At 61.1% G+C, this 23,063-nt stretch carries 22 protein-coding genes; 10 read left to right on the top strand and 12 right to left on the bottom strand.

Annotated features, from left to right (window positions below; genetic code table 11):
- Nucleotides 1-236: hypothetical protein (locus IGW03_RS38330; RefSeq protein WP_228536085.1), on the top strand; the 236-nt coding region annotated here is incomplete at its 5' end.
- A 458-nt stretch (nt 237-694) separates the two neighbouring features.
- Here the strand turns inward: IGW03_RS38330 and dxs are convergent.
- From dxs to IGW03_RS25690, 3 genes are read right to left on the bottom strand one after another with little or no spacing between them, the layout of a single operon-like run.
- Nucleotides 695-2,563: a 1-deoxy-D-xylulose-5-phosphate synthase gene (gene dxs / locus IGW03_RS25700; RefSeq protein WP_194725389.1), complete on the bottom strand. Its 1,869-nt coding sequence runs from the start codon at nt 2,561-2,563 to the stop codon at nt 695-697.
- A gap of 1 nt (nt 2,564) precedes the next feature.
- Nucleotides 2,565-3,467: a polyprenyl synthetase family protein gene (locus tag IGW03_RS25695; protein WP_194725388.1), complete on the bottom strand. Its 903-nt coding sequence runs from the start codon at nt 3,465-3,467 to the stop codon at nt 2,565-2,567.
- On the bottom strand, nt 3,464-3,730 hold the full coding sequence (locus IGW03_RS25690) for an exodeoxyribonuclease VII small subunit (protein WP_194725387.1): 267 nt from the start codon (nt 3,728-3,730) through the stop codon (nt 3,464-3,466). The genes IGW03_RS25695 and IGW03_RS25690 overlap by 4 nt, the downstream gene beginning before the upstream one ends.
- Before the next feature lie 418 nt (nt 3,731-4,148).
- Here IGW03_RS25690 and IGW03_RS25685 point away from each other — a divergent pair, with 418 nt between their 5' ends.
- The 3 genes from IGW03_RS25685 to IGW03_RS25675 all read left to right on the top strand — a co-directional run bounded on the left by IGW03_RS25685 (nt 4,149) and on the right by IGW03_RS25675 (nt 7,270).
- Entirely contained in the window at nt 4,149-5,249 is a 1,101-nt protein-coding gene (locus tag IGW03_RS25685) for an aromatic ring-hydroxylating oxygenase subunit alpha (RefSeq protein WP_194725386.1), read from the top strand.
- A 207-nt stretch (nt 5,250-5,456) separates the two neighbouring features.
- The gene (locus IGW03_RS25680) at nt 5,457-6,392 is read left to right on the top strand and encodes a DMT family transporter (RefSeq protein WP_194725385.1); all 936 of its coding nucleotides are present in this window, start codon (nt 5,457-5,459) and stop codon (nt 6,390-6,392) included.
- A 23-nt stretch (nt 6,393-6,415) separates the two neighbouring features.
- A complete protein-coding gene (locus IGW03_RS25675) occupies nt 6,416-7,270 on the top strand; it encodes a sulfurtransferase (RefSeq protein ID WP_194725384.1) in 855 nt (284 codons plus the stop codon).
- Nucleotides 7,271-7,310: 40 nt separating this feature from the next.
- On the opposite strand, the gene IGW03_RS25670 is transcribed toward IGW03_RS25675, so the two are convergent.
- Complete coding sequence (locus IGW03_RS25670; protein WP_323745029.1) at nt 7,311-8,093, bottom strand: ZIP family metal transporter; 783 nt, start codon at nt 8,091-8,093, stop codon at nt 7,311-7,313.
- Between the two features lie 69 nt (nt 8,094-8,162).
- Between IGW03_RS25670 and IGW03_RS38715 the strand changes: the two genes are divergently transcribed.
- A complete protein-coding gene (locus IGW03_RS38715) occupies nt 8,163-8,288 on the top strand; it encodes a hypothetical protein (protein ID WP_267253616.1) in 126 nt (41 codons plus the stop codon).
- 401 nt (nt 8,289-8,689) lie between these two features.
- Here the strand turns inward: IGW03_RS38715 and IGW03_RS25665 are convergent, their stop codons facing one another.
- Both IGW03_RS25665 and polA read right to left on the bottom strand, forming a co-directional pair.
- The gene (locus IGW03_RS25665) at nt 8,690-9,574 is read right to left on the bottom strand and encodes a dienelactone hydrolase family protein (protein ID WP_194725383.1); all 885 of its coding nucleotides are present in this window, start codon (nt 9,572-9,574) and stop codon (nt 8,690-8,692) included.
- Nucleotides 9,575-9,690: 116 nt separating this feature from the next.
- Nucleotides 9,691-12,450, bottom strand: a complete 2,760-nt coding sequence (gene polA / locus IGW03_RS25660) for a DNA polymerase I (protein ID WP_194725382.1) — start codon at nt 12,448-12,450, stop codon at nt 9,691-9,693.
- On the opposite strand from polA, the gene IGW03_RS25655 reads away from it, so the two are divergent.
- From IGW03_RS25655 to IGW03_RS25635, 5 genes are all read left to right on the top strand, one after another.
- Nucleotides 12,451-13,188, top strand: a complete 738-nt coding sequence (locus IGW03_RS25655; RefSeq protein ID WP_194725381.1) for an LOG family protein — start codon at nt 12,451-12,453, stop codon at nt 13,186-13,188.
- A gap of 125 nt (nt 13,189-13,313) precedes the next feature.
- On the top strand, nt 13,314-13,748 hold the full coding sequence (locus tag IGW03_RS25650) for a DUF2782 domain-containing protein (protein ID WP_194725380.1): 435 nt from the start codon (nt 13,314-13,316) through the stop codon (nt 13,746-13,748).
- Between the two features lie 34 nt (nt 13,749-13,782).
- Nucleotides 13,783-14,739 carry a homoserine kinase gene (locus tag IGW03_RS25645; protein WP_194725379.1) on the top strand — a complete coding sequence of 319 codons (957 nt, stop codon included), beginning with the start codon at nt 13,783-13,785 and terminating at the stop codon, nt 14,737-14,739.
- A 2-nt stretch (nt 14,740-14,741) separates the two neighbouring features.
- Nucleotides 14,742-15,524 carry a BPSS1780 family membrane protein gene (locus IGW03_RS25640; protein ID WP_194725378.1) on the top strand — a complete coding sequence of 261 codons (783 nt, stop codon included), beginning with the start codon at nt 14,742-14,744 and terminating at the stop codon, nt 15,522-15,524.
- 86 nt (nt 15,525-15,610) lie between these two features.
- Nucleotides 15,611-16,837 carry an HD-GYP domain-containing protein gene (locus IGW03_RS25635; protein ID WP_194725377.1) on the top strand — a complete coding sequence of 409 codons (1,227 nt, stop codon included), beginning with the start codon at nt 15,611-15,613 and terminating at the stop codon, nt 16,835-16,837.
- 286 nt (nt 16,838-17,123) lie between these two features.
- Here IGW03_RS25635 and IGW03_RS25630 read toward each other — a convergent pair whose 3' ends face one another.
- The 6 genes from IGW03_RS25630 to IGW03_RS25605 form a co-directional block, all read right to left on the bottom strand.
- A complete protein-coding gene (locus IGW03_RS25630; protein ID WP_151638882.1) occupies nt 17,124-17,333 on the bottom strand; it encodes a cold-shock protein in 210 nt (69 codons plus the stop codon).
- Between the two features lie 276 nt (nt 17,334-17,609).
- A complete protein-coding gene (infA, locus tag IGW03_RS25625; protein WP_151638881.1) occupies nt 17,610-17,870 on the bottom strand; it encodes a translation initiation factor IF-1 in 261 nt (86 codons plus the stop codon).
- Nucleotides 17,871-18,317: 447 nt separating this feature from the next.
- Entirely contained in the window at nt 18,318-18,596 is a 279-nt protein-coding gene (locus IGW03_RS25620; RefSeq protein ID WP_194725376.1) for a DUF1488 family protein, read from the bottom strand.
- 306 nt (nt 18,597-18,902) lie between these two features.
- On the bottom strand, nt 18,903-20,144 hold the full coding sequence (locus IGW03_RS25615) for an extracellular catalytic domain type 1 short-chain-length polyhydroxyalkanoate depolymerase (protein WP_194725375.1): 1,242 nt from the start codon (nt 20,142-20,144) through the stop codon (nt 18,903-18,905).
- A gap of 20 nt (nt 20,145-20,164) precedes the next feature.
- On the bottom strand, nt 20,165-20,578 hold the full coding sequence (locus tag IGW03_RS25610) for a ribbon-helix-helix domain-containing protein (RefSeq protein ID WP_194725374.1): 414 nt from the start codon (nt 20,576-20,578) through the stop codon (nt 20,165-20,167).
- Between the two features lie 204 nt (nt 20,579-20,782).
- Nucleotides 20,783-23,053 (bottom strand): UvrD-helicase domain-containing protein, encoded by a 2,271-nt coding sequence (locus IGW03_RS25605; protein ID WP_194725373.1) that lies wholly within the window; start codon nt 23,051-23,053, stop codon nt 20,783-20,785.
- Nucleotides 23,054-23,063: the final 10 nt, after the last annotated feature.

Here is a 23,063-nt window from a genome sequence, read left to right as displayed (position 1 = left end):
GTTCGACCGGAAACGGCGGTGGTGCTTTCTGCTTTTTAGGCTTCTTGGTGGTCATTGCGTCGGTCATGGAACATCCCTTTCGGTATTATTTCATGACCCCGCTTTACACAGAAATCCTGACAGGCTCGTACATTGCTTCTTTCAATCTTTCAATTCAAGCTGCTACTGATCCCAGCTGCCATTCTTATTGTTGGCTACAACATAGTTTCTGGTGTTGGACTATGGAATGCCAGTAACCGATTTACAGGTCCCAAGGTCTGGATTTATTTATCCCGCCCTTTGGCAATCTGGTTTGCGGTAATCTTTCCGCTTATTTATCTTTACCATATGGCAAGACCTGTTATTTAGTAGACCAACGAGCGGCATTCGAGGTCGACCAAATTTGGTTCGCCTTGAATATTTAAGAGCCACTGAAAGCCTGCTCAAGCGACGATCACGGAAGAGCACCGCTTGAACAGGACATAGAAGAACAACTTAAGCGGTAGGCTAGGCAAGCACAGTATGAGCGCGTTTGCGGCAAAAGCGGACAGTCATCGGTGTATTCAGCGCAGCCTCAACTTAACTAAGCCAAGCCGAAAATTTCGCCCTTGGACGCAGATAAATTTCCAAAAGCATTCCCGATATCGCAAATGCAGTTGAGTGAAAACCTCGTGTCGTTAGCAATGAATTACTATTAGCTGCGCTGCCCCACTCTTCAATTGTTCACCACCAGCCGCGGCTCCCCCTTGCTGCCGAACCGCTTGCGAATCGACTCCGCAATCCCCTTGGCATCCAGCCCGCACGCCGCCAGCAGCTGCCCGGCATCGCCATGATCGATGAACTTGTCGGGCAATCCCAGATGCAGGATGGGCTTGACGATGCCGGCTTCGGCCAGCGCTTCGCTGACGGCCGAACCGGCGCCGCCCATGACTGCGCCTTCCTCGACGGTGACCAGCGCCTCGTGCGTCTCCGCCAGCTGCTTGACCAGTTCCACATCGAGCGGCTTGACGAAACGCATGTTGGCCACGGTGGCATCGAGCACCTCGCCGGCTGCGAGGCTGGGCGGGACCATCGTACCGAAGGCGAGGATGGCGATGCCCTTGCCTTCGCGCCGGATCTCGCCCTTGCCCAGCGGCAGCGTGGTGAGTTCCTTCTCGATCGCGGCGCCGACGCCGGAGCCGCGCGGGTAGCGTACCGAGGCCGGGCCCGGATAGTGATAGGCGGTGGAGAGCATCTGCCGGCATTCGTTTTCATCCGACGCCGCCATGATCACCATGTTGGGAATGCAGCGCAGATAGGGAATGTCGTAATTCCCCGCATGCGTGGCGCCGTCCGCGCCGACCAGGCCCGAACGGTCGAGCGCGAAGGTCACGTCCAGGTTCTGGAGCGCGACGTCGTGGATCAGCTGGTCGTAGGCGCGCTGCAGGAAGGTGGAATAGATCGCCACCACCGGCTTCATGCCTTCGCAGGCCAGGCCGCCGGCAAAAGTCACCGCATGCTGCTCGGCGATGCCGACATCGTAGTAGCGGTTCGGAAAACGCTGCTCGAACTGCACCAGGCCTGAGCCTTCGCGCATCGCCGGCGTGATGCCGACCAGGCGTTCATCCTGCGCGGCCATGTCGCACAGCCAGTCGCCGAACACCTGGGTGTAGGTGACTTTGCTCGCCGCGGCGGGCTTGATGCCTTCGGCGGGATTGAACTTGCCGGGGCCGTGGTACAGCACCGGGTCGGCCTCGGCCAGCTTGTAGCCCTGGCCCTTGCGGGTGACCACGTGCAGGAATTGCGGGCCTTTGAGATTCTTCAGGTTCTGCAGCGTCGGCACCAGCGAGTCGAGGTCATGGCCGTCGATCGGGCCGATGTAGTTGAAGCCGAATTCCTCGAACATCGTGGCCGGCACCACCATGCCCTTCGCATGCTCTTCCAGGCGCTTGGCCAGCTCCAGCATCGGCGCCGGCAGCACGGTCTTGCCGACGTTCTTCGCCGCCGCATAGAACTTGCCCGACATCAGGCGGGCCAGATAGCGGTTGAGCGCGCCGACCGGCGGCGAGATCGACATGTCATTGTCGTTGAGGATGACCAGCAGGTTGATGTCGTTGTAGACGCCGGCATTGTTGAGCGCCTCGAAAGCCATGCCGGCGGTCATTGCGCCGTCGCCGATCACGGCGATCGCATGGCGGTTCTCGCCCTTGGTCTTGGCGGCCATGGCCATGCCCAGCGCCGCCGAAATCGAGGTGGACGAATGCGCGGTGCCGAAGGTGTCGAATTCACTTTCGTCGCGGCGCGGGAAGCCGGAAATGCCGTTGAGCTGGCGCAGCGTATCCATGCGGTCGCGGCGGCCGGTCAGGATCTTGTGCGGATAGGTCTGGTGGCCGACGTCCCAGACGATGCGGTCTTCCGGCGTATTGAAGACGTAATGCAGGGCGATGGTGAGCTCGACCGTGCCGAGATTGGACGACAGGTGGCCGCCGGTCTTCGATACCGAATCCAGCACGAATGCGCGCAGCTGGTCGGCGAGCGGCTTGAGCTGCATCCGCGAGAGTTTGCGCAGGTCTGCGGGTCCGTCTATGTTTTTCAGCAAGTCCATACTAGGCTTTCCGTTGCACGATCAGATCGGCGATTTCGCGTAGCCGACGTGCCTTTTCTCCGAACGGCATGAGTGCGCGATGCGCATCATTCCGCAATGTCTCCGCCAGGGCTTTCGATTCCTCCAGGCCGAGGATCGATACATAGGTCGGTTTGTTGTCCGCCGCATCCTTGCCGGCGGTCTTGCCCAGGGTCGCCGAATCGGCGGTGGCGTCCAGCACGTCGTCGACCACCTGGAAGGCCAGGCCGGTCGCCCTGGCGTAGGCGTCGAGCGCCGCCGTTTCGGCCGGCGTCAGCGACTTGCCGGCCAGCGCGCCGAGCAGCACCGACGCATGCAGCAGGGCGCCGGTCTTGAGCTGGTGCATGCGCTCCAGTTCGGCGAGCGACAGGGCCTTGCCGACGCTGTCGAGGTCGATCGCCTGGCCGCCGCACATGCCGGCCGAGCCCGATGCCCGCGCCAGCAGCCGGAACATTGCCAAGCGCCGTTCGGCATTGGCTTCCGCGGCCCCTTCCGACAGCACGACGAAGGCTTGCGACTGCAGGGCGTCGCCGACCAGCAGGGCCGTGGCTTCATCATATTTGACATGAACGGTCGGCTTTCCTCGGCGCAAGGCGTCGTCGTCCATGCACGGCATGTCGTCATGGACCAGCGAGTAGGCATGGACCATTTCCACCGCCGCCGCCGCCCGCGCCAGCAAATCCGCATCGGCGTCGAACAAGTCGCCGGCGGCAAATACCAGCAGCGGGCGCACCCGCTTGCCGCCGTCGAGCACCGCGTAGCGCATCGCTTCGTGCAGGCGCTCGGGCACGTCAGAGGCTGCGGGAAGGAAGGCCGAGAGCGCATCTTCCATGGTCGACTGGACGTGTTTCATCCAGTCGCCGAATGCAAGACCAGCGACATTCATTCGTCGGCCTCGTCGTCTTCGCTGTCCTCGCCATCGACCGCGAAGGGCTTGAGCATCTCGCCTTCCAGAACCTTGACCTGATGATCGACTTTGTCCAGCTGCCCGGAACAGAACTTGACCAGTTCCGAACCGCGCCTGTATGCCGCGACCGAAGCTTCCAGCGGCAGCTCGCCGGCTTCCATCTGGGCAACGAGCTTTTCCAGCTCCGCCATGGCCGCTTCGAACGACGCCGGTTCCCCGGCAGGCACTGTTTTCTTTGACATAGTGGACAATCTTGATAAGTAGCCCGTTATTTTAGAACAAACGACCTGATGCAGTTGAGAAGCAGCAACCGCAAAATTGGTGAAATCCGGCCGGAATCCGGCATTCTTATGCGCAGCGTCAAGCCTGATTGAAGAACTTGCAATACTGCTTCCGGAAAGAAGTAAGATGGGTGCCTCATTTCATGGTGCTCCGCCGCTTGTGCGACCGGAATCCCCTACCGGACATCTCACACCCTATCCGACATGGCGCTGCGGCTTTTTATCCCCCTTCCACGCGACGGACCCAAGACAGTCTCTTGAGCAATTGTCTGGGGTATAATCCCCGGTTCTGTCCAAAATTTCCGTTTCATCTTATTTGATACTGGTTTTTGCGGATTCTTTCTCTCTTAGGTTGGTGCAAATTAATTTGGGGGTGGGGATGTCCGATCTGGCTACTGTCGCCAAGCTCGCGCGATCCAACGCGCAACTTCCCGTGAACGTCTATTTCGACGACGCGCTTTTACAGCAGGAAATACAACAACTTTTTGTCAAGGGCCCGCGCTATGCCGGCCATGAACTCCAGGTGCCCAACGTCGGCGACTATGCGACGCTGCCCTGGGAAAACGAAGGCCGCATGCTGGTGCGCAATGCGCAGGGCATCGAACTGCTTTCCAATGTCTGCCGCCATCGCCAGGCCAAGATGTTCGATGGCCGGGGCAATGCGAACAACATCGTCTGCCCGCTGCATCGCTGGACCTATGATCTCAAGGGCGAACTGATCGGCGCGCCGCATTTCGGCGAAACGCCGTGCCTGAACCTGTCGCGCACGCCGCTGCAGAACTGGAACGGACTGCTGTTCGAGCAGAACGGCGTCAACGTCGCGCAGATCATGTCGAAGCTCGGCGTGACGAAAGACCTCGATTTCACCGATTACATGCTCGACCATGTGGAAGTGCACGACTGCGATTACAACTGGAAGACCTTCATCGAGGTCTATCTGGAGGACTATCATGTCGAGCCCTTCCATCCGGGCCTGGGCAGCTTCGTCACCTGCGACGATTTGCGCTGGGAATTCGGCGAGCATTACAGCGTGCAGACCGTGGGCGTCAATCATGCGCTGTCGAAGTTCGGCACGCCGAAGTACAAGAAGTGGCAGGAACAGGTGCTCAAGTTCCGCAACGGCGAGGCGCCGCCCTACGGCGCGATCTGGCTGACGCTGTATCCGAACATCATGGTCGAGTGGTATCCGCATGTGCTGGTGGTGTCCACCGTCTGGCCGAACGGACCGCAGAAGACGCGCAATGTCGTCGAGTTCTACTATCCGGAAGAGATCGTGCTGTTCGAGCGCGACTTCATTGCGGCCGAGCGCGACGCCTACATGGAGACCTGCGTCGAGGACGACGAGATCGGCATGCGCATGGATGCCGGCCGCCGCATCCTGCTGGAGCGCGGCGTCAATGAAGTCGGCCCCTACCAGTCGCCGATGGAAGACGGCATGCAGCATTTCCACGAGTGGTACCGCGGCCGCATCGCGGTCTAGGGCACTCGACACCTACATACCCGCAGCAGGGAACGGGCGGCACCGCAAGGCGCCGCCCGTTTTGCATTGAACCGGCATCGGCCTTGCAAGCCCGTGCCTTTCCTGCCTTGCTTGCTCCCTGCCCGCCTTCGCAAATCAGCGTATCATCAAGGGCTTTTCCAACGTCCCGGTTCACCCTTCGGGCTCACCTGTCTCTCCCGCCGTTCTATGCAATCACTCTGGATGCTGGTCGCCACCTTCATGTTTTCCATCATGGGGGTCTGCGTGAAGATCGCATCGGACATGTATTCCGTTTCCGAAATCGTCATGTACCGCGGCCTCGTCGGCGCGGTTGTCCTTGCCGCCCTGATCGTGATGCGCGGCGGCAGCTTCAAGACCAGACTGGGCTGGCATCATGCATGGCGCGGCGCGATCGGCGTGATCTCGCTGTGGCTATGGTTCTGGTCGATCGGCAAGCTGCCGCTGGCCACCGGCATGACCCTCAACTACATGTCGCCGATCTGGATTGCAGCCATCCTGTTCGCAGGCGGCTGGTGGCGCGGGCAATCCCGCTTCGAGCTCGGGCTCTCCATCGCCATCCTCTGCAGCTTCGCCGGCGTGACCATGCTGCTGCAGCCCGCCTTCCACGCCGACCAGTGGCAGGCTGCGCTGGCCGGACTGGCGTCCGGACTGATTTCCGCCATCGCCTATCTGCAGGTGCGCAAGCTCGGACAGCTCGGCGAGCCGGAATACCGCGTGGTCTTTTATTTCTCCGTTACCGGAACGCTCGCCGGGCTGGCCGGCACCTTTCTCGACGGCGAAGGATTGCAGGCGCTCTCCGTGAGCGCCCACGGCGTGAAAGGACCGCTGCTCCTGCTGGCCATCGGCATCAGCGCCATGGTGGCGCAGATGGCCATGACGCGCGCCTACCATCTCGGCAAGACCCTGGTCACCGCCAACCTGCAGTATACCGGCATCGTCTTCTCCAGCGCCTGGGGCATCGTGCTGTGGGGCGATGCATTGAGCCTGTTCGCCTGGTGCGGCATCGCCGTCATTCTCGGCAGCGGCCTGGCGGCAACCTATTACAATACGCGCGTCGCTTCCGTACCGGCCGCCAAGGCCAAGGTGACCGAAGCCAACGATCCCATCGCCACCGAAGTGTAGAACCGTGTAGAGGAGACCCTGCCATGCCCTATACCACCCTGATTGACGCGGAAGCCCTGGCCAGGCATTACCAGGACCCGAACTGGGTCGTCATCGACTGCCGCCATGACCTGATGAATCCGGCGGCCGGCCGGCAAGCCTATGACGGCGGCCATATTCCGCTGGCGCAGCATGCCAACCTGGATACCGACCTGTCCGACAAGAGCCTTGGACCAAACGGAGAATTCCGCGGCCGGCATCCCTTGCCGCAGCCTACTGCCTTCGTCGAAACCCTGCGCCGCTGGGGCGTCAATCACGGTTCGCAGGTGGTGGTGTACGACGCTCAGGGCGCGATGTTCGCCGCCCGTTTATGGTGGATGCTGCGCTGGGTCGGCCATGAAGCGGCGGCGGTGCTCGACGGCGGCCTGCAGGCCTGGCAGGCGCTCGGGATGCCGCTTTCGACCGCCGCCGAAACGCGTCCGCGCGGCAATGCCGAGCCGCATGCTTCGCTGGTGCGTACGGTTGATGTGAAGGATGTGCTGGCTAACCTGCAGGATCCGTCGCGCACGGTCGTCGATGCCCGCGCGCCGGACCGCTTCCGCGGCGAAAATGAAACCATCGACCCGGTCGGCGGCCACATTCCCGGAGCGAAGAACCGTTTCTTCAAGGACAACCTGAATGCCGATGGCCGTTTCAAGCCGGCCGAGCAGCTGCGCGCGGATTTCGCGGGACTCTTCGATTCGCCGCAGAACGCCATCATGCAGTGCGGTTCGGGCGCGACCGCCTGCCATAACCTGCTGGCGCTGGAAATCGCAGGCATGCCGGGGGCTGCGCTGTACCCGGGCTCCTGGAGCGAATGGTGCGCCGACCCGGCCCGGCCGGTGGCGCGCGGGGAATAGGCCTTGATGCCCGCTGCCGCCGGGTGCCGCGGCAGTTCGGTCAGTGCCCGTGGCTCTGGCCGGTCAGGAACAGAACGATGCTCACGCCCACGGCGATCAGCACGATCTGCGGAATGGTTTCCCTGAGGGTCGCACGGCGCTGCATCTGCGGCATCAGGTCGCTCACCGCGATGTAGATGAAGCCCGACGACGCGAACACCAGCACATAGGGAATCCAGCCGGTCGCACGCTCCAGCATCACATAGCCGAAAACCCCGCCGACCACCGCCATCAGACTGCACAGCAGGTTGTACACATAGGCGCGGGTGCGTGTGAAGCCGGCATTGAGCAGCACGATGAAGTCGCCGATTTCCTGGGGAATTTCGTGCGCGATGATGGCCACGCCGGTGATCACGCCCAGGCTGGGATCGGCCAGAAAGGCGGCGGCGATCAGGATGCCGTCGGTGAAATTGTGCAGACCGTCGCCTACCAGGATCATCCAGCCCGCCTTGCCGGCCTCATGCGCATCATGGCCGTGCTCGTGACCGTGGCCGTCGCCCTCGTAATGATGCGAATGGCGCAGGATCGCAAATTTTTCCAGCAGGAAGAAGCCCAGCAACCCGCCCAGCAGCGTGGCGAACAGGGCATGGGTATCGGCATCGGACTCGAAGGCTTCGGGCAGCGCATGCAGCAGCGAGGTCGACAGCAGGATGCCGACCGACAGGCTGACCATGCGCTCCACCACCTTGGAAAGCAGTGAAAAGGAAAAAATCGCCGCAGCGGAAATGCTGATGACGCCGGCGATCGTGGTGGCCAGCAGGATGGAAAGAAGCGCGGAATCGATTTTATGCCCCGTCGTATGTGCAACAAAGTTGCAAATTAAAGCACAGACAGAGAATTTCAGCAAACGGGCATGTTAAAAACCTTGCCGATGCTGAAAAAATCCCGGCGGATTACCAGGATTTTTGATCAGAGCGTTTTCGGGTTGACTGAACTAGGCGAGGCCGAGGTGATTTGCCTGTGGAACAAGGCGTGGTGACGCGGCATGGCGAGCCATGGCAAGGAGGACTCGGCGTCCCCACACAACGCAGTGCCGCTGGCAAATCACCCGAGATCGACAGTACAGTCAGGCGGAAAGCACTCTAGGAGCGAAGTCACTGTGTAAAAGTGATTTGACTTGGAGACTTTGAACTCCCTCCACCTCGTCGCTTGTAAGCGGCGGAGAGGGTTCACAAGCCCAGCAACAGCCTAGTGAAACCCTCGACTCCCTCCCCGACAAGGGGAGGGCTGGGGTGGGGATGGGGTTCAGGTGCGCCGGATTAACCCATCCCCACCCTGCCCCTCCCCTTGAAGGGGAGGGAACGCACTTATCACCGCATCGAAATCGCTTTGTCCATTTACTCGGAATCTACCGACGATGATCCGCAAAAGATGCGCCGTTCAAGCCACCCCATGCGTCTTGAACCACTCGGTGCAGCGCTTCCACCCTTCCTTCGCATCCGCCTCGACGAAGCTCGGACGATAATCGGCATGGAATGCATGGCCAGAATTCGGGAACACCACGAATTCCGACTTGCTGCTGCCCTTGGCCAGTTCGGCCTTCATCTTTTCCACGGTGTCGAGCGGAATGCCGCCGTCCTTGCCGCCGTAGAGTCCGAGTACAGGCGTCTTCAGCGTGGCGCCGATATCGACCGGGTGTTCGGGCGCCAGTTCGCTCTTCTCCCCCACCAGGCGGCCGTACCAGGCAACGCCGGCCTTGACCTTGGGATTGTGCGCGGCATACAGCCAGGTGATGCGGCCGCCCCAGCAGAAGCCGGTGATGCCAAGCTTGTCGGTATTGCCGCCGTTGTCCTTTGCATAGGCCACCACTGCGTCGAGGTCGCCCATCACCTGCCCATCGGGCACCTTGGAAATGATGTCCTTCTGCAGTTCGGGAATGGAGGTGTACTTGAGGGGATTGCCCTGGCGGATGAACAGGTCGGGCGCCAGCGCCAGGTAGCCGAGTTTGGCAAAGCGCCGCGCGACGTCGGCGATATGCTCATGCACGCCGAAGATTTCGGAAATCACCAGCACCACCGGCAGGTTGGTCTTGCCTTCCGGCTGCGCGCGATAGACCGGCACTTTCTGACCCTTGACGGTGATGCTGACCTCGCCCGCGGTCAGGCCGTCGGTATCGGTCTTGACCACGTTCTGCGCCGAGACCGGCAGCACGGCGGCGGCAAAGCCGGTACCGAGGGCAGTTTTCAGGAAGCCGCGGCGGTCGACGCCGTCGGACAAGGAAGTTTTTGCGACCAGACTATCGAAATCCTCTTTGAAATTCTGCATTGCGTATTCTCCGATTATTCATTGTTGTCATGACGGCGGATGCCGCCCCGTTCCCTGCACTGCTTTTTACTGCAATTCCCCGCGCCGAGCATAACACCGGGCGCACCGGCATTACATCAATGCGCCTCGTCCCAGTTCTTGCCGATGCCGACTTCGGCGATCAGCGGCACTTTGAGTTCGGCCACGCCGCGCATCAGTTCCGGCACCTTCTGCTGAATGGTCGCCAATTCACCCTCAGGAACCTCCAGCACCAGTTCGTCATGCACCTGCATGATCATCTTCGACTGCAGCCGCTCATCCTCCAGCCATTGCTGCACCGCGATCATCGACAGCTTGATCAGGTCGGCCGCGGTGCCCTGCATCGGCGCGTTGATCGCCGCGCGCTCGGCGGCCTGGCGGCGCGGGCCGTTGGGTGAATTGATCTCGGCCAGCCACAGGCGGCGGCCGAACACCGTCTCGACGAAGCCGTGGGCCTTGGCCTGGGTGCGCGTTTCGGCCATGTACTGCGCAACGCCGGGGTAGCGCTGGAAATACTTGTCGATGTACATCTGCGCGGCGGAACGCTCGATGCCGAGATTGCTGGCAAGCCCGAATGCGCTCATGCCGTAGATCAGGCCGAAGTTGATCACCTTCGCATAGCGCCGCTGCTCGCTCGTCACCTCGGCCGGCGCCACGCCGAAGATTTCGGAGGCGGTCGCGCGGTGCACGTCCTCGCCTTCGGAGAAGGAGCGCAGCAGGCTGGCGTCACCCGAGATATGGGCCATGATGCGCAGCTCGATCTGCGAATAGTCGGCCGACACGATCACGCTGCCTTCCGGCGCGACGAAGGCTTCGCGGATGCGTCGGCCTTCCGCGTTGCGGACCGGGATATTCTGAAGATTGGGCTCGTTGGAAGCGAGGCGTCCGGTCACCGCGACCGCCTGCGCATAATTGGTATGCACGCGGCCGGTGTTCGGATCGACCATCTTGGGCAGCTTGTCGGCATAGGTCGACTTGAGCTTGGACAGGCCGCGATAGTCGAGCAGTATCTTCGGCAGCGGATAATTCTCCGCCAGCTTCTGCAGCACTTCCTCGTCGGTCGACGGCGTGCCCGACGGCGTCTTTTTCACCACCGGCAGCTGCAGGCGCTCGAAGAAGATTTCGCCGATCTGCTTCGGGGAATTCAGGTTAAACGGCTGGCCCGCCAGTTCGTAGGCCTGCTTCTCCATCTCGAGCATGCGCAGGCCGAGGTCATGCGACTGCTTCGCAAGCCGGTCGGTATCGATCAGCACGCCGTTGCGCTCGATCTTCTGCAGCACCACCGAGGTCGGCACCTCGATCTTTTCATAGATGAATTTCAGGCCTTCGTTCTGCGCCACATGCGGCCACATGACCTGGTGCAGCTGCAGCGTGATGTCGGCATCCTCGGCCGCATACTCGGTGGCGCGGTCGATGCTCACCTGGTCGAAGCCGATCTGCGATGCGCCCTTGCCGCACACTTCCTCGTAGCTGATGGTCTTGCGGTTCAGGTGGCGCAGCGCGAGGCTGTCCATGTCGTGGCTCTTGTGCGACTCGAAGACATAGGATTCGAGCAGGGTGTCATGGACGATGCCGCGCACAGTGATGCCGTAGTTGGCAAAGATGTGGCTGTCGTACTTCAGATGCTGGCCGACCTTGGGCTTGGACGCGTCTTCCAGCCACGGCTTGAGCTTGGCCAGCACCGCATCGCGCGCCAGCTGCTGCGGCGCATCCTGGTAGTTGTGCGCCACCGGAATATAGGCGGCAATGCCCGGCGTGCAGCACAGCGAGATGCCGACCAGCTGCGCCTGCATCGCATTGAGCGACGTGGTTTCGGTGTCGACCGATGTCAGCTCGGCGGCATCGATGGTAGCGAGCCACTGGTCGAGCTGGGCTTCGGTCAGCACCGTCTGGTAGTCTTTCACGGCCGGCGCCGCGGCTGCGGCAGATGCGGCGAACAGGCTGCCCTTTGCATCGCCCTGATCCGGCGGTGCGGTCGGACGGCCGCCGGCGGTAGGATCGCCGGTGAGCTCGCGCAGCCAGGTCTTGAAACCATAGCGCTTGAAGAATTCGATCATCGCGTCATTGTCGACCGGCCTGGCCACCAGCGATTCAGGGATCGACACCATGTGCTTGGCGAGGTCGCAGTCGGTGCGGATGGTGATGAGCTTGCGCCCGGTCGGCAGCCAGTCGAGCGCCTTGCGCAGGTTTTCGCCGACGGCGCCCCCGATGTCGTTCGCCTGGGCGATGATGTTGTCGAGCGAGCCGTACTGGGTCAGCCACTTGACCGCGGTCTTGGGGCCGACCTTGGCCACGCCCGGCACGTTGTCGACGGTGTCGCCGACCAGCGTCAGGTAATCGATGATGCGTTCCGGCGGCACGCCGAATTTGGCGATCACGCCTTCGCGGTCGAACTTCTCGTTGCTCATCGTATTGATCAGCGTGACGTGATCGTTGACCAGCTGCGCCATGTCCTTGTCGCCGGTGGAGATCACCGCTTCCATGCCGTGCTCGACCGCCTGCGCGGCGAGCGTGCCGATCACGTCGTCGGCTTCCACGCCTTCGACGGAGAGGATGGGCCAGCCGAGCGCGCGCACCGCTTCGTAGATCGGTTCGACCTGGCGCGCAAGGTCTTCCGGCATCGACGGCCGGTGGGCCTTGTAGTCGGAATAGAGTTCATCTCGGAAAGTCTTGCCTTTTGCGTCGAAAACACAGGCCATGTATCCTGCGGCGTAATCGTTGCGCAGCCGGCGCAGCATGTTGATCATGCCGTAGATGGCGCCGGTGGGCGCGCCTTCCGGATTGCGCAAATCGGGCATTGCGTGGAATGCGCGGTACAGATAGCTTGATCCATCCACTAACAACAGGGTTTTATTCATATGGTGTCAAAGGGAAAAAACGTGCCGCGCCTGCGGCAGGTGGCTGACATTTCACGCGCCACCGAGAAAAAGGCGCGCGAGTCGTGGCATATGCTCACGATTATGGCAGAGTTTATCGAGTCGACCGAAAGGCTGGCCGAGCTGCGTCCGGCGGTCTCTCTTTTCGGCTCGGCGCGCACTCCCGCCGACCATCCGGACTACCAGAAGGCCATCGACATCGCGCGCCGCCTGTCGGATGCGGGGCTGGCCGTGATTTCCGGCGGCGGGCCGGGCATCATGGAAGCCGCCAACAAGGGCGCGTTCGAAGGCGCATCGTCATCGGTGGGTCTGAACATCCAGCTGCCGCGCGAGCAGAAGAGCAATCCCTGGCAGGACATCTCGATCAGCTTCCGGCATTTCTTCGCGCGCAAGGTTGCCTTCGTCAAATACGCGGATGCCTACGTGGTGCTGCCGGGCGGCTTCGGCACGCTGGATGAACTGAGCGAAGTACTAACCTTGATCCAGACCGGAACCTCGCGCCGCATTCCTGTAATACTGGTTGGGACAGCGTTCTGGAAAGGCTTGCTGGACTGGTTCCGCAGCGCCCTGCTTGCCAACGGCATGATCGAGGCCAAGGACCTGGACCTGCTGCAGGTGATCGACGAACCGGCCAACATCGTCGATGCCATTTTTGCATTTTATGAAGCCAGGGAAGACCTGCTGTCGACGCAAAGCAAGGAACCGGGTGCCTATTTGTAACTTCAGGTGCAAACCCTGGAGTGGGCTTTGTTAAAATGTTGCAGTCAGGCGAGTCGAGGCCGCAAACCAAGCAGTTTCCGATCTCCGATGCGCCTGCCGGCATCTTCATCTATCGACAACACATTATGCGCACACTCAAGGCCTGGCCGATGTTCGCGGCCTGCATCGCGGCCGCACTACCGCTGGCATCATCGGCTCAGCAGCAATCCGGCAACACCGCCCCGCCGCCGCCGCAACTCGAAAAGCTGGAAGAAGGCGAAGACCCCGCCGTCACGATCCGCCAGCCCGACTCGCAGCGTGCCCGGACCGTGGAAAAGCGCGCTCCCGGCGGCAAGGTGACGGAAGTGCAAGTCACCAGCGGCAAGAGCACCTACGTGCTCAAGGCGAACGACTCTTCCGGCAGCGCCCTGCCCGGTGACACTCAGGGCAGCTTCATGCGCGCGCCGCAATGGGAAGTGCTGGAATTCGACCTGGGCCGCCCGAAAGATGCCAAGGAGGCTGAAGCGGCCGAGGCCGCGCCGGTCCCCGCGCCTCCCGCACCGGCCCCGGCCGCCAAGTAAGCACCGATCTTCAGAACCCACTTACATTTCGCTCATGGCAGTATTCACCCCGGTCAGCCTTGATGACCTTACCGACTGGATGCCCCAGTTCAATCTTGGCAAACCCCTCGCTATCAAAGGCATTTCCTCCGGCATCGAGAACACCAATTTCTTCCTGACCACCGAGGCGGGTGAATACGTACTGACCATTTTCGAAAAGCTGACATTTGCGCAGCTGCCTTTCTACCTGCACCTGATGCGCCATCTCGCCGAGCGCGGCGTGCTGGTGCCGGCGCCGGTGGCCAACCATGCAGGCGAAATCCTTCACTCCCTGCATGGCAAGCCGGCGTCCATCGTCACCAAGCTGGAAGGCAGCTCCCAGCTCGCTCCGCGGCCGGTGCACTGCGCGGCGGTGGGCGCAATGCTGGCGAAGATGCATCTCGCAGGCCAGGATTTCGGCATCCGCCAGCCGAACCTGCGCGGCCTGGACTGGTGGCGCATGACCACGCCGACGGTGCTGCCCTATCTGTCGGAATCCAACCAGCATCTGCTGCGCAGCGAAGTGCACGCGCAGGAAGCCTTCGCCGCTTCGACCACCTACCGCGAACTGCCGCACGGACCGGTGCATGCCGACCTGTTCCGCAACAACGTGATGTTCGACGGCGAGCGCCTCACCGGTTTCTTCGATTTCTATTTCGCCGGCTGCGACACCTGGATCTTCGATGTCGCGGTCACGGTCAACGACTGGTGCATCGACCTCGACAGCGGAGCGCTCGACAACGCGCGCGCGCGCGCCCTGCTGGACGCCTATCATGCGGTGCGGCCGTTCACCGCCGCAGAGCAGGAGGCATGGCGCCCCATGCTGCAGGCCGGCGCGCTGCGTTTCTGGCTATCGCGCCTCTATGACTTTTACCTGCCGCGCGAAGCGGAAATGCTGACGCCGCACGATCCGACCCACTTCGAGCGGATCCTGCGCCAGCGCATCGACAACCCGGTTCCGGAACTGTTCTGAACATGGAAAAACTTCCCGCAAACGCCGGCTGGCTCTGGGTCAAGCAAGGCTTTGCCCTGTTCCGCAAGCAGCCGGCGGAAATGTCGACCCTGTTTATCGCCTACATGTTCCTGATGCTGGTGGTCGGCATCCTGCCCCTCCTCGGCCAGATCCTGCCGATGGTGCTGATTCCGGTGTTTTCCATGGCCTTCATGCAGGCTTGCGCGCAGATCGAGGAAGGCAAGAAGGTCTATCCCAGCCTGCTGCTGACCGGCTTCCGTTCGCCGGCCTTCCTGTCGCTGGTCAAGCTCGGTTTCCTGTATCTGCTCGCCGCGGTGGCGGCCATCGCGGCGTCGGCCCTGATCGACGGCGGCGTATTCTGGCAGGTCATGAGCAGCAGCAAGGCGATGGATACCGAAACCATCCGCAATTCCAACATGTCGCTCGGCATGATGTTCTCGGCGCTGGTATACACCCCCGCGGCGATGGCCTTCTGGTATGCGGCGCCGCTGATCGCCTGGCAGAAAATGGGCATCGGCAAGGCGATCTTCTACAGCTTCTTCGCCGTCAAGCGGGCCGGCAAGGCCTTCGTGGTGTACGGCCTGGCCTGGCTGCTGATCGGCGTGCTGCTGCCGGTGATCGTGAGCAGCATCATGTCGATCCTCATTTCCAAGGCTTTCGTCATGATGCTGGTGCTGCTGCCGCTGTCGCTGGTGCTGACGGTGGTGATGTACTGCTCGTTCTACCCGACCTACACGACGGTCTTCGGTCGGCCCGAGTCAATTCCGGCATTGCGCGCCGAATAATTCTCTTTATACTTGCTGCATGCTGCCAAGCCGCAATAACCAAAGACTAAAGCGGCCATCATAGCGTCCAGATTGGGGAGAATCCGGTGATCAAGAAAATCGGCGTACGCGAACTGCGTGTGGGCATGTTCATCCATGACCTCAGCTGCAACTGGATGGACCATCCTTTCGTGCGCAGCCGGCTGCTGCTCACGACAGAGGACGAGATCCGCAAGATCATCGATGCCGGCATCCACGAGGTATACATCGACACCAGCAAGGGCCTGGACGCCACGCATGCGCCGACGGCGGAAGAAGTCCGCCATGTGCTGGAAAAGGAAATGGTCGAGATCGCCAGGCGCGAACCGGCGCCGGTGATCCGCGTGTCGGTCGCCGACGAGCTGGCCCGTGCCGCGCAGGTCAAGAACCAGGCGCACCAGCTAGTGCGCACCGTCATGCACGATGCCCGCCTCGGCAAGGCGATCGAACTCGACCAGGTCGAACCGGTAGTGCAGAACATCACCGAATCCATCCTGCGCAATCCCGGCGCGCTGACCGGCCTCCTGCGCATCAAGAACAAGGACGACTACACCTTCCTGCATTCGGTCAGCGTCTGCACCCTGCTGGTGGCCTTCTGCCGCTCCGCCGGCATGGATGCGGAATCAACGCGCCAGGCCGGCCTCGGCGGCCTGCTGCACGATACCGGCAAGGCGCTGGTGCCCGACGAGGTGCTCAACAAGCCGGGCCGCCTGACCGATGCGGAATTCGACATCATCCGCCGCCATCCGAAGGACGGCCATGACATCCTGCTGAAGACACCGGGCGTCGGCGACATCCCGCTCGACATCACCCTGCACCATCACGAGCGCATGGACGGCAGCGGCTATCCCGACAAGCTGCCCGGGGACCGCATCAGCACCATGGCGCAGATGGCGGCCATCGTCGACGTGTATGACGCGATCACCGCCGACCGCTGCTATCACAAGGGCCTGCCGGCGGCCGAAGCGCTGCGCAAGATCTTCGAATGGAGCAAATTCCATTTCAACCCGCAGCAGGTGCAGAGTTTCATGCGCTGCGTCGGCATCTATCCCGTCGGCACGCTGGTGCTGCTGGAGTCGGGCCGGCTCGGCGTGGTGGTCGAACCGCACGAGACCAACCTGCTGTCGCCCAAGGTCAATGTCTTCTTCAGCACCAAGTCCAACACCTACATCAAGCCGGCGCAGGTCGACCTGTCGAAGCCGCTGGGCATGGGCGGCGGCGACAAGATCCAGAGCTACCAGTCGGCGGAGAAGTGGCGGGTCGATCCGATGAAGTTTTTTCTGCTGCCGGCCTGAGCGGGGCCGAAGTACTTCCGCAGGGTCTCCTGCCAAAATAAAAAAGCCCGCCGAAGCGAGCTTTGAACTACTACCGGCATTGAAACGTTTCAGCCTGCCACCCACGCTATCTGCATGGTGTACCTGACTTGAATCGGAACCCATGCTATCTGCATGGTGCCCTTCGTCGTTGATTTAATGCCGGATTGGTTTCGACTGAACGGCGGTCATGCAGACCGGCGACCAATGCATTCAGCACTTCAGTGCTGCTTCTGCCTCTGCTTTTCGCATCCGCAGAGGAAAAGGTTTAGATAACGCGGATGTTGCTCGCTTTTTCACCCTTCGGACCCGTGCTGCGTTCAAATGAAACGCGCTGGTTTTCGCTCAGGCTCTTGAAGCCGTTCGACTGGATATCCTGGAAGTGGGCGAACAGATCGCCGCCGCCGTTGTCCGGCGTGATGAAGCCGAAGCCCTTGGCGTCGTTGAACCATTTGACTGTACCGGATTGAGTACTCATTTGTTTGCTTCCTTCTGAAAATTTGAAAAACAAGGGCGATCACCCAGGGGATGCACCTGACATCAAGAAAGACTACCGAAGGAAATCAAACAGGAATGGCTCGGCAACGAGCAAGACGGGAAAGAGACCGACAACAACGACTTGATACAAGCACGCGACCCACTATACAGACCAAACCTGAAAAGTCCTAACGATACTTTGCTTAATTTCGTACCGCTTGCAACCAGGGAATATTCAGGTGGCGACAGAGGTGCTGCCTTGAACGGGTGATCGTGATCAGCGGCGGCGCTGGTAACCGGAAGGTGCGGGACCGCGCTTTTCAAGATGGCGGAAAGTGATGCGTCCCTTGCTCAAATCATAGGGCGACATTTCAATCGACACCTTGTCACCCGCCAGGATGCGTATGTGATGCTGACGCATTTTTCCCGAGGTATAGGCAATCAGCTTGTGGCCGTTTTCCAGGTCCACGCGAAAACGCGAATCCGGCAGCACTTCGGTGACTTGGCCCATCATTTCCAGCAGATCTTCCTTAGACATAAAACACTCCAGTATTGTTTTCCGCCTGCAGCTGGCAAATAACGAGGCCGAATCCGGACGAGGATCGCGGATTGGCGCATCCGGCGCACATGCAAGCAAAAAGGTGGATGGCCAGCAGATCTATCAGCGTCGTCATGACGACAACAGGCTGTGCTGGAGCAAATCGACTGCCGGCAAGACAGTGATGTGATGCAGTAACGAACGATGAAGGTGGCGGAACATGCATGAATCATCAGAGATTCCCGCATGACCGAGGACGGGAAGAGGCAGGATACAAGATACGAAGACCTGACTCTGACCAAACGGGCAAACTGCCATCGGACAGGCGGACTATATCACACGCCGGGAAAACTGCCCGAAAGGCTTCCCCTCTTCTTTCTTGCTGGCGTCGGGGCCGGCGCACCTTTCGCGCAACCGATACCGGATCAGGACCGGCCCCGGAACACGTCATGCCTGGCGCGGAGGACCTGCGAAGGTATTGCGGCTCAGCACAAGCGGCGTACCCTGCACGCCTGCAGCAACGAGGCGCCTTGCAACGCCGTTGATCTTGCCTTCGAACGCATGGAATACATCCATCATGCCGGGCGTGGCGGCGTCGGCATTCTTCGACGACAGCTGCTGCAAGGCGTCTTCCCTGATCAGGCATTCGCGCTTGAGAGAGTCGACGACGACGGTAAAGACCACGCCTTCGCTGGTGAGATAGGGCTCCTTGGTGGATTGGGTCATGGCATTGTTCCTTGTGAAGACGTCAATTGAACAGTAGACATTCGGCACGCGTCGATAAAAGTTTGTCGACGTTGGTATCGTGCGGAGTCTTGCGGAAAGTCCGCCTTGGGACCTCGATGGCCGGGCGGAATGAAAGGTGGAACGGGAAAGATCGAAAGATCGGCGTCAGCGGGATATTAGCGATCTGCGCAGAATCATGATGCGGGCCATTGCCGCAGCCAATATTGATAATTCTCTCGCCTTGCCTCGATTGAACCATTGCCTTGGCGCTTGGCCGGCGACATGGCGCCGGCCGGGTGCAGCAACTTACTGCCGTGAATGTTTCTTCGGATGCGCCAGGAAGAAGCGCATCATTTCCGCCGAGGCGTCGGGTCCTTTCGGGTCGGTATAGGAGCCGGCCTTGCTGCCGCCCGACCATGCATGGCCTGCGCCGTGAATGATCCACTGCTCCGCGACCGCCTGTTCAATTTCGTTCAGAAAAATAGTTTGCGTATAGGCCCGCCCTTGCGCGGTCTTGCCTTTTGCAGTCTTGCTGTTGCGCGACATGCGTTCGGCAAAGCCGTTGTCCGCCGCCATTCCCATGCATTGGGCAAGCGCCTTGCGGCCATTGTCGGGATGGACGGTATGGTCACGGTCGCCATGGAAGACGATCACCGGAACCGGCTGGCGGGAAGGCGAGAGCGCAGGTCCATGCCCGCCCGGCATTCCTCCCTTCATTGTACTGAAAGCCGAGGCGACATCATGGGCCGAACCGACCGGAAGGCCGGAGTGAATGGCAACCGCCGCATACATGTCCGGATAGCTCGCAGCCATGATGGCCGCCATCGCGCCGCCTGCCGAAAGGCCTGCTACATAGACCCGTTCCGGATCGATGCTGTATTCCTTCATGATCTGCCGCGTCATGTCGGCGATGATGGAAGGTTCGCCCTGGTCGCGGCGCTGGTCCGCCGGACTGAACCAGTTCCAGCAGTTGGAGCCATTGGCTTTTACAGCCTGGCCCGGATAGAGCACCAGGCAGTTGTGCTGTTCCGCGAGCCGGTTCATGCCCGTGCCGGCGGCAAAGTCGTCGGGATTCTGCTTGCAGCCGTGCAGCATCACTACGAGGGGAAGCGCTTCGCCGCGATACGTGCTCGGCACATAGAGCCGGTAGCTGCGCGTGCCTGCACGATTGGTGCAGGCGCCGGAGAGAAATCGGCCGCCTTCCTTGCGATTGCTTGCTGGTGCATCCTCAGCGATATGCACTTCCACATCCTCGACGTCGGCGGTCGGGAACGGGGCCTGCCTTTGCTTGCCGGCGCGGCTGCGGAGGCGTTCCAGCATGCCGTGCAGGTCCGCTTTCGGAGGCATGGCCTCTTTCGAGACTTGATTGATGTCGATGAAGCCGTCCGGAGTGTTGGCCGCCTCTTTGCGGTCGGTGTGCCCGGCGTCTGTCAGGCCGGCGGCGCCAAGCGCACGCTGTATGGCTTCGGTCGCGGCTGCAGGACCGGAAGTCTGCAGCAATGCAGTGGCTTCGCGCAGCTGCGCGAGAAAGTGTTCATTGAGTTTCATAAAAAGCTTTCAGGGATTCGTTACCGTATTCGGCCCGCCAGAGCGGCCTTGACTGCCGGGCTCGCATGAAACGCGCCCAGCACGGTGATGGATTCGATGGTTTCCAGCGCCAGTTCGGCGCTGACATCGCTGTCGATGCTGGCCATGCCCAGCACCCTGATCTGCAGCACCTGTCCGGCCTGCCGGACGGCTTCCAGATCGGAACGTGAAAAATGCTGCAAGCCGAGCACCAGGCTCTTGCGCAGGACCGTCTGGCGAACGGCCTCGGCATGGGAAGCAATCTGGTTGCGTATCGCGGTGCGGATCAGGTCGGTGCGGTTGGCGTAGAAACCTTCCTGCACCAGCAGATCGATCTGCCCAAGGTCGATGGGACCAAGATTGATCGTGATCTTTTCGCTGTCTGCAACTTTGGTTCGCAGCTCGATTTCTTTCATGTTTGCAAAGGAAAATTAAAAGGAAAACCAGGGCTACTTGAAAAAACCATCCATATGGATGGTGCTTGGATGTTTTCCAGCATACTCTCCTCAGGCGGAATGTCAAGTCAAGGTCGAGCAGGCAAAAAAAGAGCCGCATGCAATGCGGCTCTTTTGTTTGGACACCAATACGCCTAATCGGCGCATCTCCGTTGCGGCTTTTCCTCAGCTCACTCGTTCCAGCTTGGCAATATTCAAATCCAGCAGCTTCATGCCGTGCTTGCCGAAATTGATGTGCGCACGCGAGTTGGTGCCGCCGCCTTCGATGTTGACGATCACGCCCTCGCCGAACTTCTGGTGCGAGACGGTTTCGCCGATGCGCCAGCCGACATCCTTGCGCGCGAAGCTTTGCGCGATGTTGTTGGCGCCGACTTCCGGCGCATCGTCCCAGGCGGTCTTCCGGTTGGCGAACCACTGGTGCTGCACCTTGGGCGACAGCCACTTGAGCGCCGCCTCCGGCAATTCGTCAAAGAAGCGCGACTTCATGTTGTAGCGGGTCTGGCCGTGCAGCATGCGGGTCTGGGAGAAGCTCATGTACAGCCGCTTCTTCGCGCGCGTGATCGCGACATACATCAGGCGCCGCTCTTCTTCCAAGCCACCCTGCTCCTGCGCGCTGTTTTCGTGCGGGAAGAGTCCTTCTTCAAGACCGGTGATGAATACTGCATCGAACTCCAGGCCCTTGGCCGAATGCACCGTCATCAGCTGCAGCGCATCCTGGCCGGCCTGCGCCTGGTTGTCGCCGGCTTCGAGCGAGGCATGCGACAGGAAAGCTGACAGCGGCGACATCACGGTGGCCAGCGGCGCATCGGCATCGATCAGCTCGTCGCCGTTGGGCAGCGGCGTGCCGGCCACTTCCTGCGCCTTCGGGCCGAGGAAGGCCGGCGTATCGATGCCGAAGCCCTCCTCCGTCACGAACAACATGGCCGCGCTGACCAGCTGCTCCAGGTTCTCGATGCGGTCGGCGCCTTCCTTCTCGGTCTGGTAATGCGGAATCAGGCCGCTCATCTCGAGCATCACCTTCACCATTTCCTGCAGCGGCAGGTTCTGGGTTTCGAAGCGCATGGCTTCGACCAGCTTGACGAAGGAGCCGAGCGAGCTGCCGGCCTTGCCCGCCACATACGGCACCGCCGCGTAGAGCGAAATGCCATACTGGCGCGATGCATCCTGCAGCTGCTCGATGGAACGCGCGCCGATGCCGCGCGTGGGGAAGTTCACCACGCGCAGGAAGGCGGAATCGTTATGCGGATTGTCCATCAGCTGCAGGTAGGCGATCGCATGCTTGATCTCGGCGCGCTCGAAGAAGCGCTGGCCGCCGTACACGCGGTAGGGAATGCCGGCGGTGAACAGCGCATGCTCGATCACGCGCGACTGCGCATTGGAGCGGTAGAGGATCGCGATCTCGCTGCGCAGCGCGCCTTCGCCGATCAGGCTCTTGGATTCCTCGATGATCCACTGCGCTTCCTGGATATCGCTGCTGGCCTCGTAGATGCGCACCGGTTCGCCGTGGCCGGCATCGGTGCGCAGGTTCTTGCCCAGGCGCTTGCTGTTGTTGGCGATCAGCGTGTTGGCGGTGTCGAGGATGTGGCCGTGCGAGCGGTAGTTCTGCTCCAGCTTGATCAGGTTCTGCACGCGAAACTCGCGCTCGAAGGCCACCATGTTGCCGACGTTGGCGCCGCGGAAGGCATAGATGCTTTGGTCGTCGTCGCCCACCGCGAACACCGCGTTGTGCTCGCCGGCCATCAGCTTGAGCCAGTTGTACTGCAGGTTGTTGGTGTCCTGGAATTCGTCGACCAGAATATGCTTGAACCGCGCCTGGTAGTGCTCGCGCAGCGGCTGGTTGCGGCTCATCAGTTCATAGGTGCGCAGCAGCAGTTCGGCGAAGTCGACCACGCCTTCGCGCTGGCACTGGCTGTCATAGGCTTCGTACAGCTGCACGAAGCGCCGGTTGTAGTCGTCGTGCGCTTCCACCTCGTGCGCGCGCAAGCCCTGCTCCTTCGCATTGTTGATGAAATACATCAGGTTGCGGGGAGGATATTTTTCATCATCGACATTCAGCGCCTTCAGCAGGCGCTTGATCGCGGCGAGCTGATCGGCCGAATCGAGGATCTGGAAAGTCTGCGGCAGCCCGGCGTCGCGGTAGTGCGCGCGGAGCAGGCGGTTGCACAATCCGTGGAAGGTGCCGATCCACATGCCGCGTGTATTGATCGGCAACATCGCCGACAGGCGCGACATCATTTCCTTGGCGGCCTTGTTGGTGAAGGTCACGGCCAGCACCCCGGCCGGAGAGACCTGGCCGGTCTGGATCAGCCAAGCGATGCGCGTTGTCAGGACGCGGGTCTTGCCGGAACCGGCGCCTGCAAGGATCAGGGCGGATTGCGCGGGAAGCGTGACGGCGGCGAGTTGCTCGGGATTGAGATTGTGGAGGAGATTTTGCATCCCCAGATTA

This window comes from Noviherbaspirillum malthae (assembly GCF_015352985.1).
GTDB lineage: Bacteria > Pseudomonadota > Gammaproteobacteria > Burkholderiales > Burkholderiaceae_D > Noviherbaspirillum > Noviherbaspirillum malthae.
The sequence above is the reverse complement of the archived record's forward strand: the minus strand, read 5'-3'. Positions and strand labels throughout refer to the sequence as shown.